Here is a 16,445-nt window from a genome sequence, read left to right on the forward strand (position 1 = left end):
AATTGTAGCGACAATTTATCTGGAATCGAGGAGAATCAGCCGGGAATATTGCGCGCCTGGATGATTGGCCTGCCAGATCGATCGCAGCTTACTTTCATGAAAGTCCCAAGTCGCCCACCGACAGATGTGTTCTAAGAATACCATTCTGTCTATCGAGACATATCAGCATGAATATACCTCTGCTCTTCGGTTATGATGATCAGGCGCCGATCAACCATCAGCGTGTTGGTCTTGTTTCTTCAGCTGATCCTGATGAAAAGATCATATGGATGACCCGGCGCTTTATCGCCGGGTTTGATCTTGATTACCTGGTTATCCCCCTGCGCGTCATTCGCGAGCCGGATAGCATCACTGTGATTGCGACTACCCGATTCTAGGAGAAAATTACATGATCCCTAAAGCGCCTAAGATATCGATCATCCTCGATGCCATCGACAATCCTTTATCGGCTCAATCCCGGATTCCAGAGCGCGCGCTATGAAATACATTGCCGGAACCATCGCGGACGTGCTGGATGATGGAGCCATCGCGACGCTTGTCCTGGATACGGGTGCGCATAAACATCACCTGCAGGCTGATTCGGGTCCACTTTCCGAAGCCTTGAACGCACTTTATGGTAATGATTGTATTGGCAAACCTGTTGCCGTAGAGTGCGATGGCGCAATGCTTAGGAGCATCGAGATCCCTGGCGCTGCGCCCGATTACGCTATTTAATCCTAGTGGGCTGACACAGAAGTTTTGACAGGTAGCGGTGGGTGCCCTATGGTTGAGATCAACAGGAGGAATCACCATGGCCCACAAGTATCTGGTTGATCTAACTGAAGAGGGGCGGGAAGACCTGCTGAAGGTCATTCATAAAGGCAAGGCAGCGGCGCGCAAGGTTGCCCGTGCCCATGTGTTGCTGCAGGCTGCGGAAGGGGCGACGGATGAGGCCATTGCCCAAAGCCTTCACTTGGGGATTTCGACCGTTCATCGTACCCGTCAACGGTTTGTCGACGAAGGGTTGCTGGCGGCGTTAAGCGAGCGGCCACGAGTCGGTTTGCCCCCGGCCTTGACCGGCAAACAGGCCGCCTTTCTGGTCGCCTTGGCCTGTAGTACCCCGCCCGCTGGCCGTTGTCAGTGGACTCTCCAATTGTTAGCGGACCGCTTCATGGAACTCCGGCCCATCGAAGCCATTTCCCGTGAGAGTGTGCGGCGCATCCTTAAAAAAACGACCTCAAACCCTGGCAACGTCAAGAATGGTGTATTCCCAGTGTCAGTCCCGATTATGTTTGGCATATGGAGGATGTGTTGGACCTGTACGCCGAACCCGATGATCCTCAATACCCCCAAGTGTGCTTCGATGAAAGTCCGGTGCAATTGACCAGCGAAACCCGCTGTCCTCAACCCGCCCGCCCGGGTCAACCGGCGCGCTATGACTGTGAATACAAACGCGAAGGCACCGCCAATTTATTTCTATTCGTACAACCCTTGCGCGGGTGGCGTCATGTTAATGTCACGAAACAGCGCACCAAACGCGATTTTGCCCAGCAAATGCAGCAACTCGTTGATGTGTACTTTCCGAAGGCGGAGCGAATCCGGTTGGTCGTGGATAACCTCAATACCCACACTCCTGCGGCCTTGTATAGTGTCTTTTCTCCAGAGGAAGCCCGCCGGATCACCCGCAAGCTCGAATTTCATTACACCCCCAAGCATGGCAGTTGGCTCAATATGGCGGAATGTGAGTTCGCTGTTCTCGCCGGCCAGTGTTTGAATCGCCGCATTGCGAACCTCGAAACTTTGCGGAAGGAAATCGCCGCTTGGCAAGGCCCACGCAACCTACGTCAGACCAAAATCCACTGGCAGTTCGGCACCGACTTGGCCCGGGTCAAACTCAAGCGCCTCTATCCTCCCTTGAAATCTTCTGAAACCCCGGTGGACCTAGAAACCTCTGAACCTGTCAAAACTTCTGTGTCAGCCCACTAGGCAACGCAATCAGTTCCTCGGGAAGATCCTGCTCCTCGCGCCATGGCACTCAGTTGACTCCGAGCAGCGACAGGCCGAGCTTGCAGCCGGAGGCGTTGATTTTTAGCAAATTGAATTGTTCGACTGCGTCTTACAATTTTTTCAAGGTCGTTCAATCCCGCAACTCCTGGCGATCGCGGAATTGTTCTAGTGCCTCAGGATTTGCCAGCGCCTCGGCGTTTTTGATGGGCCGCCCGTGGATGATTTCCCGCACTGCCAGTTCAACGATTTTGCCGCTCCGGGTGTGCGGAATGTCGGTGACTTGCACAATTTTTGCCGGCACATGGCGCGGCGTCGTGTTATCGCGGATTGTGCGCTTAATTCGCTCCCACAGCGCATCGTTCAGTTCCAGCCCCTCGCGCAGCTTGACGAACAGCACGATTCGCACATCGTGATCCCAATCCTGACCCACAATCAATGCTTCCATGATCTCGGGCAATTGTTCCACCTGGCGGTAAATTTCCGCCGTGCCGATGCGCACCCCGCCGGGATTCAGCGTGGCGTCGGAGCGGCCGTAAATCACTACGCCGTCATGAGCGGTCATCTCGCAGAAATCACCATGCCGCCACACGCCCGGAAAGCGTTCAAAATAAGCCGCGCGGTACTTGACGCCATCCGGATCGTTCCAGAACCCGACCGGCATGGCTGGGAAGGGTTGCGTACAAACCAGTTCTCCCTTAGCGCCGCGCACCGGTTGTCCCCTCTCGTCAAACACCTCAACCGCCATGCCTAATCCCCGGCATTGGATCTCGCCGCGATAGACCGGCGCGCACGGATTGCCGAGTGCGAAGCAGGAGACGATATCGGTGCCGCCGGAAATCGAGGCGAGTTGCAGATCAGGCTTGATATGGCGATAAACGTAATCGAAGCCTTCTGGGGCCAGTGGGCTGCCGGTGGACAACATGACTCGCAGATGTTCCAGGCGATGGCTGATGCGGGGTTGCGCGTTAGCCTTGGCCAAGGCGTCAATAAACTTGGCGGAGGTTCCAAAGTGGGTCATGTCTTCGGCGTCGGCGAAGTCGAATAGAATGCGTCCATTCTTCACGAACGGATTGCCATCGTAGAGCAGTAATGTTGCGCCGGAAGCCAGACCGGACACTAACCAATTCCACATCATCCAACCGCAGGTGGTGAAATAGAAAAGCCGGTCGCCGGACTTCAGGTCGCTATGCAGTTGATGCTCCTTGAGATGTTGCAACAACGTCCCGCCGTGGCCGTGAATCATGCATTTCGGTACGCCGGTGGTGCCGGAGGAGTAGAGAACGAACAGGGGATGGTCAAAGGGAACTCGCTGAAACGGGATTTCGCTAGCGGAATGCGGCGCCAGGAAATCAGCGTACCCGATCCCCTGGCGGATCATGGAAACATCTGGCATGGGGTCTAAATAGGGGATGATCACGGTTGTCGTGACCGATGACAGGCGCTGAGCGATTTCGCTGGTGCGCAGCAGGCAATCGATGGCCTTACCGTTGTACCAGTAACCATCGGCGGCGATCAGCAATTTGGGTTTGATCTGCCCGAAGCGATCCAGCACTCCTTGCACCCCAAAATCTGGTGAAGCGGATGACCAGATCGCGCCGATGGCGGTCGTAGCCAGCATCGCCGCCAGAGCTTCCGGCAAGTTGGGCTGGTAACCGGCGACCCGGTCACCAGCCTGAACGCCAGCGGCCTTCAGGGCCTGAACCAGCCGGGAAACTTCGGCATATAATGCTGCGCGGCTCATCCGTCGCTGAACCTGATCCTCACCCCAAAACACCAGCGCATCGGTTTCGTCATGTTGGCGCAGCAGGTTCTCGGCGTAATTCAGCCGCGCTTGCGGAAACCAGCGCGCGCCGGGCATCCGGTCGCTATTGATTAGCACAGTCTCGCCCGGTTCGCCGATAACGCCGCCAAACGCCCACATCAGCCGCCAGAAATCGGTGGGAGCATCCACTGACCATTGCCAGAGTGACGCATAATCATCGAGCGGGCGCCCCGCGCACTGCGCCGCTTTTTTGCGGAACGCAGTGAGGGCAGCAGCTTTGATCCATTCGGGCGAAGGAGTCCAGAGTGGTTGATCAGCGTCGGTCATGATAGCGGTGCTCAAGAGGGCAAGATTATTATGGAACTTGCAATGACTTTCCATGACTCAAAACAGGGTTTGAACTTTGGAGGTCGCAACATGAAGAGACTTGCAGTGCTGGCGGCGGTATCTTGTTTTTCCCTGGCGGCGTTGGCTGACCATGGCGGTCCGCCCGCGCCCGGCCAGCCCCTGGTCATCGATGTGCGCACGCTGGGTGAATACCAGGCGGCCCATGTTCGTGAAGCGGTTAACATCCCCTATGATGAAATTGCAGGGCGCATTGCCGCCTTCGTTCCTAATCGCGACGCGAGAATCGTCCTCTACTGTCGCAGTGGTCGCCGGTCCGGCATCGCCGAACAAACCCTGCGGAAACTCGGTTACCAGCAGGTTGTTAATGGCGGAGGACTGGATAACATGTTGCACAACGGCTATCGAACCCATTGACTGCTAAGAGGCAATCCTGTGAGCAAAATTCATGTTGAACGTCAACCCGGCGCTCAGCGTTTGCATGAAATGAAGGTTGAAAGCTGGCCCATCTGGATAAAAGGGTAGTTCTGGGCGTGCGCGAGCGGACTGGCGATCAGACGCTGTAGATCGAATGTCAGGATTCATGCTTGAGTCTCTTTGTAGCGGGGACAGAGAATCTCAAACTCCGTCCCATGGAGGCTGTCAGCGATCCGCAGTGGCGACATGCGCTTTTCACCGCGCCGGCCAAAGGTCAGGATGCGCGCGACCAGATCGCACGCCCGTCCGGTGGCGATCATAATTTGCTGGAGATTCTCCTGGGCGACTGGCTCATTGAGTACAGCGTCCTGGGTCATTTCCGCATAGCCGAGGATCACGCCCAGCAGTGTGTTGAAGTCGTGAGCGATGCCGGAGGCCAGCGTGCCGAGCGCTTCGAGCTTGCTGGTTTGCTCCAAATGTTGCTGCACCATGGATTCATAATGTTGATGGAGTTGATGGCGGAACGCCAAGCCATACGCAATGAGCACTTCGATCAGCGGCGGAGTGAGCCGGCTGGCGATTTCGTCGAATGGGGTTGTGGGTGCAATTCGATTAAGTTCGGTGAGCGCAAACTGCTGAAATTCGCCAATCTCTTCCGAGGAGAGTTCCTCGTGAACCAGTCGCTTGCCCAAATCTGTTGCCCGGGCCAGAGCTTCCTCACTGCTGTTTAGCCAGTAGTCCTTGACTAACTCGATGTATTCATTGCGCAATATATCAACGTTCATGGTTAGGAGGCCAGGTTCAGGCGCGATAGACCAGGAGCGCTGCGTCGTCGGTTTCGACCGCCCATTCCTGTAGTGGCTATCACACTTGTTCGTCCAGTCCCTCTTCTCGCAGTGCTCGCTCCCAGAAGTCCGGATCATTGTAGCGCTCGGCGAGCGCGTCGAGATCGACGCCCGACCCTGTATGCGTGAACTCGAACCGTCCGAACAGATTGATGTGCTGCCAGGCGACGGGCGAAATAGGCCTGAGAATCTCAAGGGCCTCCACGTCGCCGGCGGCTTGCTTTTGCTCGTAGATCCGCGACAGCAACGCGGTGTTGTAGTAAATGACCGCGTTGGCGATCAGCCGCGAGCACTCGCTCCAGATCTGTTGTTCGGATTCGGTCTTCACCCGGAACTTGCCGGAATTGACGTAGGCGATGGCGCGACGGAAACGGTGATAGGCCTCGCCACGGTTCAAGGCCTTCTGCACGCTCTGGCGCAACTTGACATCGTCGATGTAGTCAAGGGTGTAGAGGGTGCGACAGATGTTGTCGAGCTCTGCCAAGGCCTTCTTGGTCCGGTTCTGCCGGGCATAGGCGTTCAGTTTCCGCACCATAGTGGCTTGCGTCACGTCCTTTTGAGCCAGGGAGACCATGATGCGCTGGATGTTCGGCCACTCGCTGCAGATCAGCGACTCGAGCACCTGGCGCGACGGCTTGATGAGGCTGTCGGCATAGTGCTTCGAATGCCGGAATCCGACCAGGCTCTCGGTCTTCTTGCGAAGATTGCGGTAACGCGGCGCGAACAGGTAGTCGAACATACGCAGAATCCAGAAGTTGACCTGGTTCGTGCCGTGCGTGTCGGTGGAGTGGCGCTCGGGCCTGACGTCCGTGGTGGTGTTGTGCAGCAGGTCGAACACGAAGTGGCTCTCGTGCTCGTGGGTGCCGATGATCCGGGCGCTGATCGGCACGTGATTGGCCACCAGCGTATACGAGCTCACCCCCTTCTTCAGGCCGAAATACTTGCGCGAATGCCGGGCGTTGATGGTCTCGATCTGGGTCTCGAGGCGTTGACCGTCGCTGCTGGAGTGCAGCTCGTCGCGGATGTCGTACTGGCGGAACATCGGCAGCGCGGCGATGGCGTTGGTCAACGCGTCGTTGGCCACATGCAGGGTCTCGAGGCGCAGGTAATTGCGCGCCGCGCTCACCAGTGACGGATGACCGAGTCCCGAGACTTCGGCCATCTTCCACAGCCCCCTGTTGGTGCCCATGGCGACGATACAGGCGAGGATGTTCCGGGCATCGGACTCGTACTTGACGTAGCGGTCGAGGACATGGGTGAAGCGGTCCATGAACCCCGTTTTCTCGGCGACGAACCACAGCAAGTCGGCGATGCCGATCACCGGCAACCGGCTGTAGAAGGGACTCTCGGTCGGCTGCTCGATGCCGGGGGATCTCAGTGTCCAGCGGCGTTTCTCGCCGGCGCCGGTGATCTTGATGTGTTTGTTCCGACCGCTGTCGATGTTCTCATTGACCGATTCGAACTTGGCGTTCAACTCCTTGCGGAAGGCCGCCAGGGTCTCCTCGATCGGGGCTGTGAGCATCGGGGCGCCGACCTCGCGCAGCACCGCGTCCTTATCTTGCCAGCGGGTGTCGCTGATCAGATCGTCCTCGAAGCGGCGGAACTCGGTACTGTCCGCCACATACAGGTCGCCTGCCTCCAAGGCGTTGTGCACCAGGCGGTAGACGAGAAACTCATAGAGGTCGACCTGCAGCTGCTTCTTCTTCGGGGCATTGTCCGTCTCGACGAACAGATGCCGGCGCAAGGTCTTCGGTATGAACGCCGTGGGGAAGGTGGCCGGATCGACGCGCCGCGGTGCGCGTCCGCTGCGCAGCAGAGCCTGCAGGAAAACCACGGCCTCCATCAATGGGGCATCCTCGACCCTGCCGGCGAACTGCAGGGCGGCGAACAGGTGGCGCAGATTCCGTTTGAAGTGCGTCGACAGGGTCTTGTAGTGGGCCCATTCACTGGCGGCCTTGTCGAACTCGACGTCGCGCAGATAGGCTGAAACCTGCTCGAATCGCTCGGGCTCGAGCAGGTCGAACGCCTGTGCTCGCACTTGCTCGAAGGGGACCTCGGCCGGGATGGAGGGGTCGACGAAGAGATTCAGCACCGCTCCGGCGGACTTCAGATGCTCGCTCGCCTCATCCAGCGACTGCCGTGCCGCCTCCTTGGCGGCCTGCTTGGCCTGTTTCTCATACTGATCGACAAGATGGATGAACGCGTCGGTGAGATTGTCGTTGATCTGGCCAAAGCGCTGATGGGCGAAGCACAGTAGATACAGACGCGTCGTTGCCACGGCCATGCGCCGCAGCTTATAGATGGTGTAGAACGGCACCAGGGAGGCGTAGTATTTGACGCTCTCGTTGGATAGGCCCGTGGTCTGCAGGAACTCGTGCGCGAACCGGTACAACGGCTCGAAGGCTTGGCGACGCTCGACCTCCTGGTGCAGCTCCATGTAGGCGAAGCTCTTGGCCTCGCGTTGCAGCGCGCGGATGCGGTAGATGCCTTCGTCCGCCTCCAGCAAGTCGTCCAGTTGGCGCTGTATCTCCGGAGTCAGGGCTCGCTCGAGCAGCTGCGTGAGTCGTTGGCGCTCACCGGAAACGGCCCGGCCGACCAGATCCTGCAGAAAGCTATACCCCGGTGCGACCAGGCGCTGCTGTTCCAAATACTTCAGCGCCTCACGCAGGATATAGACCGGCTGCGTCGAGAGCATGGCGACTCGCTGTGCCTTGCGCTCCAGATCCGCTCGGGCGGCGGCGTCGCACAGACGATAGGCGAACAAGCCGAGCACGATCTCCTGCTGACCGAGGCGGGTTGGCTTGGACAGGAGTTTGACGGTATCCAGGTCGCGCTCGGGGAAGTAGCGCCGCAGGATGTGCTGCAGATCGTCGAGCACCGCCGCGTGCTCGTAGACAAAGAACCGCCGCTTCGCCTTGAAGTAGCCGAGCTGAAGCACGAAATGCACGGCGGCCGAGGTGGTGTGCACGCCGTCCACGGCCTCTCGCTCCGTCGGGCTCAGCTCGAAATAGAGCTGCCGGTCGTCCTCGGTAAAACGCGGCAAGCCATAGAGGTCGTCGATCTCCGATGCGGTCAGGATCGACAGGCGGCGCGAATCGGCGGCCATGGGAAGGCGAGAATCAGGGAGTGCAGAAAGTACACTTCTTGCACGGCGGCTCCATGCCGTCCGAGAGCGCGTCTTCTCCCGTCTGGATCAGTGCAAAAACTGTTGCTGTAATCATCGTGCATTTATACTACAGGCACGACAGCTTTTTGCACCATCCGGGCCAGCACCTTGCCCACCACGGCACCATCAGCAAATCGAATCGGTTACGCCCGTGTCAGCAGCCAGGGTCAGAATCTCGACTCGCAGATGGATGCGCTGCGCGAGGCCGGTTGCGAGAAGATCTTTACCGACCGGATGACCGGATCGCGGTTAGACCGGCCCGGCTGGGAACAGATGATGGCTTACCTGCGTTCCGGCGATACCCTGGTGGTCACCGAGCTCAGCCGCATGACGCGCTCGCTGCTGGATCTGCTGGAAACGGCCAAGACACTCCAGCAACGCCGGATCGATTGGGTGTCATTGCGCGAGCGCATCGATACCGCAAGCGCCACGGGGCGCTGCTTCCTGTCGATGATGGGCGCCATCCACCAGATGGAGCGGGAACTGCGCGCCGAGCGGGCTGCAGCGGGTCGCGCCTCGGCGAGGGCCCGAGGAAAGACCGGCGGGCGACCGCGGACCGATGCGAAAAAGCTCGAGAACGCCAGAATCCTGTATGAGAACTCGGGGAAGACCGCCGCCGAGGCCTGCGCGGTTGCCGGCGTCGGACGACGGACTTTCTTCTCTTACCTGGCCAAGCACAAGAAGGCCCATGCCGGTGGGAGCGAGCGCATCGCATGAACTATTCCCAGATCCTCGAAGCACTGAACAGAGCTTCCCTGTTCGAGCTCTATCGCCTGCAGCAAGCCATTCGCCGCAGTCTGGAAGATCCCGCCAGAACCAGGCAGATCAAGAATTCGTTGAGGGTGGGGCAGGATATCGAGTACTTCGAGGCGGATGAGAACCGACTGATCGAGGCGACCATTGTCGAGCTGAAAAGGACGAAAGTCTTGGTCAAGAATCGTCACGACGGGGAACTCTGGAACATCCCCTTCTACCTCATCAACCTTGATCGCGCTGATGTCGCGATCTCGAATTCGAGCGGCAAGCTCGACCGAAACAGCCTGAAGGTTGGCGACAAAGTGGCCTTCAAGGATCGCAAGGGCAACGAGCAATTCGGCGAAGTGATCAAACTGGACCCGAAAACAGCGGGTGTGCTGGTCGGCGCGATGCGATGGAAAGTCAGTTACGGTCTCCTGTCCTCGATCATCGAAGGCGAGTTGAGAAGGGAGCCGAACTTGATCGAGAGTCAACCGATCCAAGGGGAGCTGCTGGGCAAGGAGTAGTCTCCAGAGACTCCGATCTCTGGATCCGGAGGGCCAGAGAGGCACCTGGAATATTAGCAAGAGCTAATTTTTACCTTTTCGAGGGGATGGGCTTAGATAGCCGTAGTAGAGCCTCTGCCAAGCGCTGCGCGCTCGAAAAGCCCTCTGAGATCGCGTCAGAGACGACGAAATGTTCGGGTATGCCTATCCCTCGCCATAATTAAAATATCGCCGGGAAGGAGGCTCTGCGTGTCTATAAACAGGTTTTTGAAACCGGCGCCGACAATTCCATAGCCACAAGCGAAGCGTCGGTGCTGGGTTGAGTTGATCAGCAGGGCGCGGATATTGCCCACGCCGCAGAAGCTAACGGGGCGCGAGCTGAGCGGAATCGGTCTAATACCGGAGAGCGCATAGGCGCTTGCAGGTGATTAGGCCGATTACCGCTCCAGCGAGTTGATAGGCGGAGCGCGCAGCGCGACGCCTGCAACTCGCGTCGAGCGAAGCTCGGCTCGCGCCCCGATAAGCGGAGCGCGAAGCGCTCCGCTTATCAGCCTGAGCGGTCGAATCCACCATAGCCAACCCCATCGCTACGCCGCGCGTAGAACGGAGGTCTTCGTCGCACTGGGCGATGATGTCGGGTAGAGAGGTGCTGGCGGGTTGACGCTGCGCGCTGGCCATTGCTGCTTGCGCTGCTTCGTTGGCGAATTTGCCATGCCCGAGACCGTCAGCCAGACTCAGATAAATCCGGTGGTCCTGTTCCCACCACGCGCAGACATCGCCACACAAGGTTTCGCCGGGGATAGGCCGGGTCACGATACCGATTTCCAATGATTTGTTTTTATTCACTAATATTCTCTTCTTCGCCTTGATCCTGGCTGGCGGCAAGAAAGGATGGTTGGTGTCAATGTCATTTTGATTGAATGTTAGTCTTTGAAGGATAATTGAAAATTCTGTTTCTATTCTTGATTGATGGTGTTGGAGTGTTAATGGATGGACTGGTGGTTTGTTGTTTTGGTGGATTCTTCTTGCCTGTTCGTTGAACGCTTTGCTGCGGTCTCTGGTTAGGAAGATGACCTTCGGATAACCACCTCCTGTAGACCGTCTTTTTGGGAGCGTCCGGGTTAGCGATGCCTTCCCCATCGTCTGCCTCTGTAGACCGTCTTTTTTTCCTTTGGAGTTCCGATGTGTTTGATTAAACCCTGTGCGTGTTTTCGATCGTCGACAGCTTTGTGGATAAGTCGCGATTTTGCAGCGGCGCCATATCGGAAAGACTATCGGGTATACATATAGGTTTGCGGGAGAAACTACCCGTGGATTTTCCCGGTCAAGCGGGAGAAACTACCCGTAGAAAGCGGGAGAAACTACCCGTAGAAACTGACTTATCCACAGGCTTTCAGGGTGAGCGGGAGAAACTACCCGTAGCCCAGCGCCCCAAACTACCCGTACCTCTTAGCTTATAAAATAAATTTATTTTAATAAACAATAGCTTTTTCATTTGCACTAATATGGTGCGGGAGAAACTACCCGTGCACTTTAAATCTTTTGAAAATAATGTTATCCACAGAGTTAAGTCCATTTTAGGGTCAAGCGGGAGAAACTACCCGTGGATTTTCTTGATGAATTTTATTAAAAAATAAATATAATATATTGATAAATAAATTAAATTTTAAAAAATGGCTTTGTAAGATTTAATTTACTTCTAACTGGCGATTTATTGTACAACGATTTTAAGCGATTTTGGGTTGAAATTGCCTTTTTGGCAAAGTTATCCACAGAGCTGGTTATTTTTTGATCAACAAAAAGGGGTATTTTTGGCAAAGTTATCCACAGCTTATTAAGTCTTTGATTAAAATATTATTTGTAAAAATACGACAATTTTTTGTTGTAAAAATACTACAGAAATGCCGGAAGAATTCGCTTGTATGACGAGGATCCTGCATCGCCCACAAATGGGTTCTTCCATAAAAAAACCTTCAGGATTTAGAACCATTGGGATCAGGTTTGGCCAGTTGTGGCGGATGTTCAATCAACACCGAGCGCTTTGGCACGGGTGACGGACTGTGGGAAAGCAGCATCCCGCCTTCGTCAACGCTGAATCGCGCGGTAGGGTACTGATCCTTGACCGCTTTCAGAACATTGAGGAAATCACGCCGAAACTTGCGAACTTCCTGGTAACCTTGCCCAAACTGTTGATGCAATTCAACCCATGGGACGAATTGGCCGCTTTTGGGGTCAACCCGGTGTAGGCGTTGCGCCAGCCAGCAATAAACATCCAGCCCCATCGCGGAATGCGCCAGAGCGGCTACCGCTCGTTCATCCAGCGGAATCGCATGTTCCTGGAGACTGGCGAAGTAATCCGCGCTCAGTTTGATGCTTTTAGGGGATAACACCCGCTCGCCGTCGAACTGTTCAACCCATAAATCGAGGGCGCTAACGATTTGCGTGTTGATTTGTACAGCGCGGGTTTCGTTGCGGCTCATCGAAAGACGAATCAGCGCGGCGGAAAGGCGGGTTAATTGCTCCTTGAATTTCGCAATCTCCTTCCCGTTGGGCGCATAGCCCTGCAAGCTACGGATGAAGGCGCTCAGACTGGTGTCCATCTCGATCACCGGTGAACCGGTGCGCAGGGCTTCGGTGTTCAGATGGCACAGGATCAAACGGGCGGTTGCGCCAAAGGGCAGACCTACCGGCACATACTGACCCTGGGGGTCCTTGGCCCGTCCCGCTTCCAAAGACAGGCGAACATTCCCCTGTTGGCGCTCCCAGATCCGTACTTCCGTGCCGGGATCACGATAAGGCAACACGGTTTGGCACAGCACCGTGTGTTGAAACAGCAATTCGTCAGGAATCCTGGCGTGGATATCGACGCTGCTTTTCAACAGGCGGCGGCGAACAGGTGTCGTTTTGCCGTGACCTTCGGTTTTGGCTTTCTTTGTTTCCAATTGTTGGCGGCGCTTGAGTTTTTCCAGCGCATCATCAAACGAAATGGTCATATCAGTCCCTCCGTTGGCAGTGTCATACGATTATCCGTGCGTTCATGACGGATCATGCCCCATTTATGGGCAAGAATGCGCGTTCCACAGCCCGGTTCGGATTGAATTTCCATTTCATCCATCAGGCGTTTCGCCCCAGGCAGACCACAGCCTAGCCCGCCCGAGGTAGTGAATCCGTCGCTGAGGGCCTGCTTCAGATCGGTGATGCTTGGCCCTTCGTCCTGAGCAATCACTTCAATGCCCACTCGGTCGGCTTGTTCAATGATGTTCAGTCGGATGGTAGTGTTCCAGACATGGTTTTTATACTAAAACCCCGAATTCATACCGATTAATAAATAGACCTACAACGATGTCATACATTTTGTCCAGCGTAGAGAAACAAATGGTCTTTCTCGCGAATCGTTTAATGCGTGTCCGCAGGGTGAGGTGCTTCCGTTCAATCTTCTGCGTATGGGCTTTACCCACCGTATGTTGTCCAGAGAGCAGGTGGCGTTCATAGGCTCCCCACCCATCCGTGTAAAATCGGTGAATTCCGAAAGGGTCTAGCAGCGCTTTAAGCGTTAAAAACACTTCGTCTTTGTGATCACCGAGGGTATAAGCCAGAATGTTCCCGGTCGGGTGATCGATGGTATGCCACCGCCAACGCGGATGGGCTTTGAGCTGGACGAAGCTCCACCTCTCGTCCAGCTCAACCTCTTGAGCTTCAACCTCTTGAGCTTCAACTTTTTGAATCTCAACGATGGCTTCCTGTGGATTGAAGCGGTTCAACACGGTTCGATGGACGGATTCAAGGTAAAATTCTTTTTTTTAATTCATTGACGACGGTCGTCGGACTGATTTGTAAAACGCGCGCGGTATCCCGAATGCCACTGCCATTCATCGCCCTATCAATACTCTGGTTTTTGATTTCAGGCAAATAGCCATGGTAATCGTAGTCTAAAATAAATGTTTTGACCGAGCATTCCGGATTCTGACAAAGGTAGCGTTGTTTTCCATTCTCCGTTTTTCCACGTTTTGCGATTTGTTCATGACGACAGCCGGGGCAAAGGACAGGATTTAAAACCATATTTGAATGCCTTAAAAAATATTAAAATACTTAAGCGAATTCTAGACCAAATATAGCATATCCAAGTCTAGAACACTACCCCCGTTCAGCCATTCAGCCGTCGACAAGCTTCGGGATGGGTCTATTGAGCAGGCTGCCTTGTCGCTCGATGAACACGGCGCGCAGCCGTTCAGCCAGAGTTTCATCCAATTGTTCCGCGCCAAGAATGGCAATGTCTTCACAAACTTCAAAAATGCTGGGCGTCGTGGCGACGCCAGTGACAATCACTACAACCGGGGAGAAGCGCTCATCCCGCAGGTGAGCGACAGCGCGCAGCAGTTTAAGCGCCGGTGCATCCCGGGGAAGAACGATCACGTCCGGATGAGTCATTAACGTTTGGCGTAACCCATCATCGCAATCCATCGCGTCGCCAATGAGCGTAAACCCAGGAACTGTTGCGAATTTGACTCGTTCCTGCGCGAGATTCCCTTTATGCATTCCGATGGTGAGCACCCGAATGCTACCTTGAGTATCGGCTGGATATGCCATCGATTGATAGGTCTCGACAGAAGTATAATCTGTAATTAAGTTAAATCTGCCGGGAAAAAGATGTGTATCAGGAGATACCTGATATTACCTCAGGGAAATGCTGATTTTGTTGTCCTTTTATTAGACAATAATAAATAATTCCAATAGATAATTTATTTTTTTATATTACTCAATAACTCGGGACTGATCAGACCGACACGGATGGCGAAGCGGGTGAGTCCAGCGATATCATGGATATCCAAACGCTCCATGACTTGAGCACGATGCGATTCGGCGGTCTTGATGCTGATGGATAGGCGCTCGGCAATATCGCGCGTGGAATAGCCCTCGGCGATCAGTTGCAGGATTTCGCGCTGGCGGCGCGTCAACAACTTAAGACCGGAAGTTGTGACCGATTGGCCGCGAATCATGCGTAGATACTCGTCGAGCAGGTGGTGCGACACGGCGGGACTAAGCCAGCGTTCGCCTCTATCAATGGCGCGCAATGCCTGCTCCAGTTCCTCGACGGCGGCATCCTTGATGACGTAACCGACGGCGCCTATCCGCAAAGCTTCCAGCACATAGTTCTCGGTGGAATGCATGGACAGAATGATGACCCGCGTTTTAGGCGCGTCTCGAATAATCAGAGTGGTTGCATCCAGTCCATTAAGTCCCGGCATACTGATATCGATTAAAGCAATATCCGGCTCCAGGAGCCGGCTCAGACGAACGGCTTCACGGCCTTCGCCCGCCTCGGCCACCACCTCAAAACCGTCAAATCCTTCGACCAGGCTGCGTAAGCCTGCTCTAACCAGCGTATGGTCGTCAGCTAGCAGGATCCGGGTCAGACTCATAGCGTTTTTCCAATAAGGGCAAGATAACTTTAACCGTCGCGCCTTCGCCCGGTCGACTGGCGAGAGTCCACTGGCCGCCAAGCAGTTCAGCGCGTTCGCGCATATTGCTCAAACCCATGCCAGGTTCGCAATGGGTAGGCGGCGTTTCCAGTTCGAATCCGCCGCCATTATCCTGGATCGTCAGCGTCAGTTCCTGATCATCAGTATGGATAGCGATGATGATGGATTGCGCCTGTCCATGCCGAATAGCGTTGTTGACCGCCTCCTGAGCGATGCGGAATACGGCGATTTCCAATTCTGCGGACAAGGGGGGAAGGTGGTCCTGAACTTTGATGACGCAGCCGGTGCGTTCGGTCTGACGCCGCGCGAACCAGTGCAGAGCTGAGGAAAGGCCGAGGTCATCCAGCATCGCCGGGCGCAGATTGCGTGCTGTGTCGCGGATATGTTCGAGGGTGTGGTCGACGATTTCCAGGCAGTCGGCGATCCGCCGCTGGTTTCCGGCATTCGTCAGGTTGCGCCCGAGAATGCCCAGATTGAGCTTGAGGGCGGTCAGTTGTTGTCCCAGGTCGTCGTGCAGTTCGCGCGCCAGGGCGCGACGCTCCTCTTCCTGCACCGACAGTAATCGACGCGACAGTTTCCTTAAGTACTCAGCCGATTGACGTGATAGTTCCTGAGCGAGATGGCGCTGTTGATTTTCCCGTAACTGGCGCAGCAATTCCTCATCGAATTTTTGATAGCGACAGAGGAGTCGGTAGAGTAAGGCTGAAGTAACGCCAATGAACAGCCAGCCCTTGCCAATGGAATAAATGAAGGGAAGAACGGCGGTCGACGCAGAGAATTGCGCCAGGAATAGATCAGAGATAAGCACCCAGGATAAGGCGACGATGGTGTAGAGCGCAGTCAGCTTTTGCGCCCGCGAGACGGTTCGGTCCATCTGACGATGTTCCGGTCAACGGTCATGCTGACTGGAACGTTAAGTAGTTTGCGGTGGGATAGCTAGATTCGATACTATATCTTCCATAAAGATTTCCATGACATCGCACAAAAGAAGCAGCGATCCGGGATGGCGATCCAGCATCTTCAGCAAGACGCCCGCCAGCGCGGGATTGCAATATTCGAGAGTGATGAGCCAGCGTGTGGTGCGGTCGACGAGGGCGGCGTTGGAGGGAACAGGCTGCATGTTGTTTCTCCGATACCTAATGTTAATAGTTTGTTTTTTTAGATACGACAATGTTGATAATTTACGACAAATTTTAGGATTGT

At 55.3% G+C, this 16,445-nt stretch carries 15 protein-coding genes and 2 pseudogenes; 6 read left to right on the top strand and 11 right to left on the bottom strand.

What is annotated here, in order from left to right:
* Nucleotides 1-167: 167 nt before the first annotated feature.
* From H6973_17495 to H6973_17505, 3 genes and pseudogenes are all read left to right on the top strand, one after another.
* A complete protein-coding gene (locus tag H6973_17495) occupies nucleotides 168-377 on the top strand; it encodes a hypothetical protein (protein MCP5127369.1) in 210 nt (69 codons plus the stop codon).
* 100 nt (nucleotides 378-477) lie between these two features.
* Nucleotides 478-714, top strand: a complete 237-nt coding sequence (locus tag H6973_17500; GenBank protein ID MCP5127370.1) for a hypothetical protein — start codon at nucleotides 478-480, stop codon at nucleotides 712-714.
* Between the two features lie 76 nt (nucleotides 715-790).
* A pseudogene (locus H6973_17505) lies at nucleotides 791-1,965 on the top strand (IS630 family transposase).
* Nucleotides 1,966-2,116: 151 nt separating this feature from the next.
* On the opposite strand, the gene H6973_17510 reads toward H6973_17505, so the two are convergent.
* On the bottom strand, nucleotides 2,117-4,075 hold the full coding sequence (locus tag H6973_17510; protein ID MCP5127371.1) for an acetoacetate--CoA ligase: 1,959 nt from the start codon (nucleotides 4,073-4,075) through the stop codon (nucleotides 2,117-2,119).
* Between the two features lie 90 nt (nucleotides 4,076-4,165).
* Here H6973_17510 and H6973_17515 point away from each other — a divergent pair, with 90 nt between their 5' ends.
* A complete protein-coding gene (locus H6973_17515) occupies nucleotides 4,166-4,510 on the top strand; it encodes a rhodanese-like domain-containing protein (protein MCP5127372.1) in 345 nt (114 codons plus the stop codon).
* A 164-nt stretch (nucleotides 4,511-4,674) separates the two neighbouring features.
* On the opposite strand, the gene H6973_17520 is transcribed toward H6973_17515, so the two are convergent.
* A complete protein-coding gene (locus H6973_17520) occupies nucleotides 4,675-5,295 on the bottom strand; it encodes a hypothetical protein (GenBank protein MCP5127373.1) in 621 nt (206 codons plus the stop codon).
* A gap of 79 nt (nucleotides 5,296-5,374) precedes the next feature.
* Nucleotides 5,375-8,461 (bottom strand): Tn3 family transposase, encoded by a 3,087-nt coding sequence (locus H6973_17525; GenBank protein ID MCP5127374.1) that lies wholly within the window; start codon nucleotides 8,459-8,461, stop codon nucleotides 5,375-5,377.
* 168 nt (nucleotides 8,462-8,629) lie between these two features.
* On the opposite strand from H6973_17525, the gene H6973_17530 reads away from it, so the two are divergent.
* Together H6973_17530 and H6973_17535 are read left to right on the top strand one after the other, a co-directional pair.
* Nucleotides 8,630-9,238: a recombinase family protein gene (locus H6973_17530; GenBank protein ID MCP5127375.1), complete on the top strand. Its 609-nt coding sequence runs from the start codon at nucleotides 8,630-8,632 to the stop codon at nucleotides 9,236-9,238.
* Entirely contained in the window at nucleotides 9,235-9,783 is a 549-nt protein-coding gene (locus H6973_17535) for a hypothetical protein (GenBank protein MCP5127376.1), read from the top strand. The genes H6973_17530 and H6973_17535 overlap by 4 nt, the downstream gene beginning before the upstream one ends.
* 372 nt (nucleotides 9,784-10,155) lie before the next feature.
* Here the strand turns inward: H6973_17535 and H6973_17540 are convergent, their stop codons facing one another.
* The 8 genes and pseudogenes from H6973_17540 to H6973_17575 form a co-directional block, all read right to left on the bottom strand.
* On the bottom strand, nucleotides 10,156-10,608 hold the full coding sequence (locus tag H6973_17540; GenBank protein ID MCP5127377.1) for a hypothetical protein: 453 nt from the start codon (nucleotides 10,606-10,608) through the stop codon (nucleotides 10,156-10,158).
* 1,127 nt (nucleotides 10,609-11,735) lie between these two features.
* Entirely contained in the window at nucleotides 11,736-12,755 is a 1,020-nt protein-coding gene (locus H6973_17545; protein ID MCP5127378.1) for a plasmid encoded RepA protein, read from the bottom strand.
* Nucleotides 12,752-13,000, bottom strand: a complete 249-nt coding sequence (locus H6973_17550) for a hypothetical protein (GenBank protein MCP5127379.1) — start codon at nucleotides 12,998-13,000, stop codon at nucleotides 12,752-12,754. Before H6973_17550 ends, H6973_17545 begins: the two co-directional genes overlap by 4 nt.
* A 55-nt stretch (nucleotides 13,001-13,055) precedes the next feature.
* Nucleotides 13,056-13,821 (bottom strand): annotated as a pseudogene (locus H6973_17555) (IS1 family transposase).
* A gap of 93 nt (nucleotides 13,822-13,914) precedes the next feature.
* The gene (locus H6973_17560) at nucleotides 13,915-14,349 is read right to left on the bottom strand and encodes a hypothetical protein (GenBank protein MCP5127380.1); all 435 of its coding nucleotides are present in this window, start codon (nucleotides 14,347-14,349) and stop codon (nucleotides 13,915-13,917) included.
* A gap of 152 nt (nucleotides 14,350-14,501) precedes the next feature.
* The gene (locus tag H6973_17565; GenBank protein ID MCP5127381.1) at nucleotides 14,502-15,182 is read right to left on the bottom strand and encodes a response regulator transcription factor; all 681 of its coding nucleotides are present in this window, start codon (nucleotides 15,180-15,182) and stop codon (nucleotides 14,502-14,504) included.
* Nucleotides 15,154-16,116: a sensor histidine kinase gene (locus tag H6973_17570; protein ID MCP5127382.1), complete on the bottom strand. Its 963-nt coding sequence runs from the start codon at nucleotides 16,114-16,116 to the stop codon at nucleotides 15,154-15,156. The genes H6973_17565 and H6973_17570 overlap by 29 nt, the downstream gene beginning before the upstream one ends.
* 39 nt (nucleotides 16,117-16,155) lie before the next feature.
* Nucleotides 16,156-16,362 (bottom strand): hypothetical protein, encoded by a 207-nt coding sequence (locus H6973_17575; protein MCP5127383.1) that lies wholly within the window; start codon nucleotides 16,360-16,362, stop codon nucleotides 16,156-16,158.
* Nucleotides 16,363-16,445: the final 83 nt, after the last annotated feature.

It is taken from the genome of Gammaproteobacteria bacterium, from assembly GCA_024235095.1.
Taxonomy (GTDB): Bacteria; Pseudomonadota; Gammaproteobacteria; order Competibacterales; family Competibacteraceae; genus UBA2383.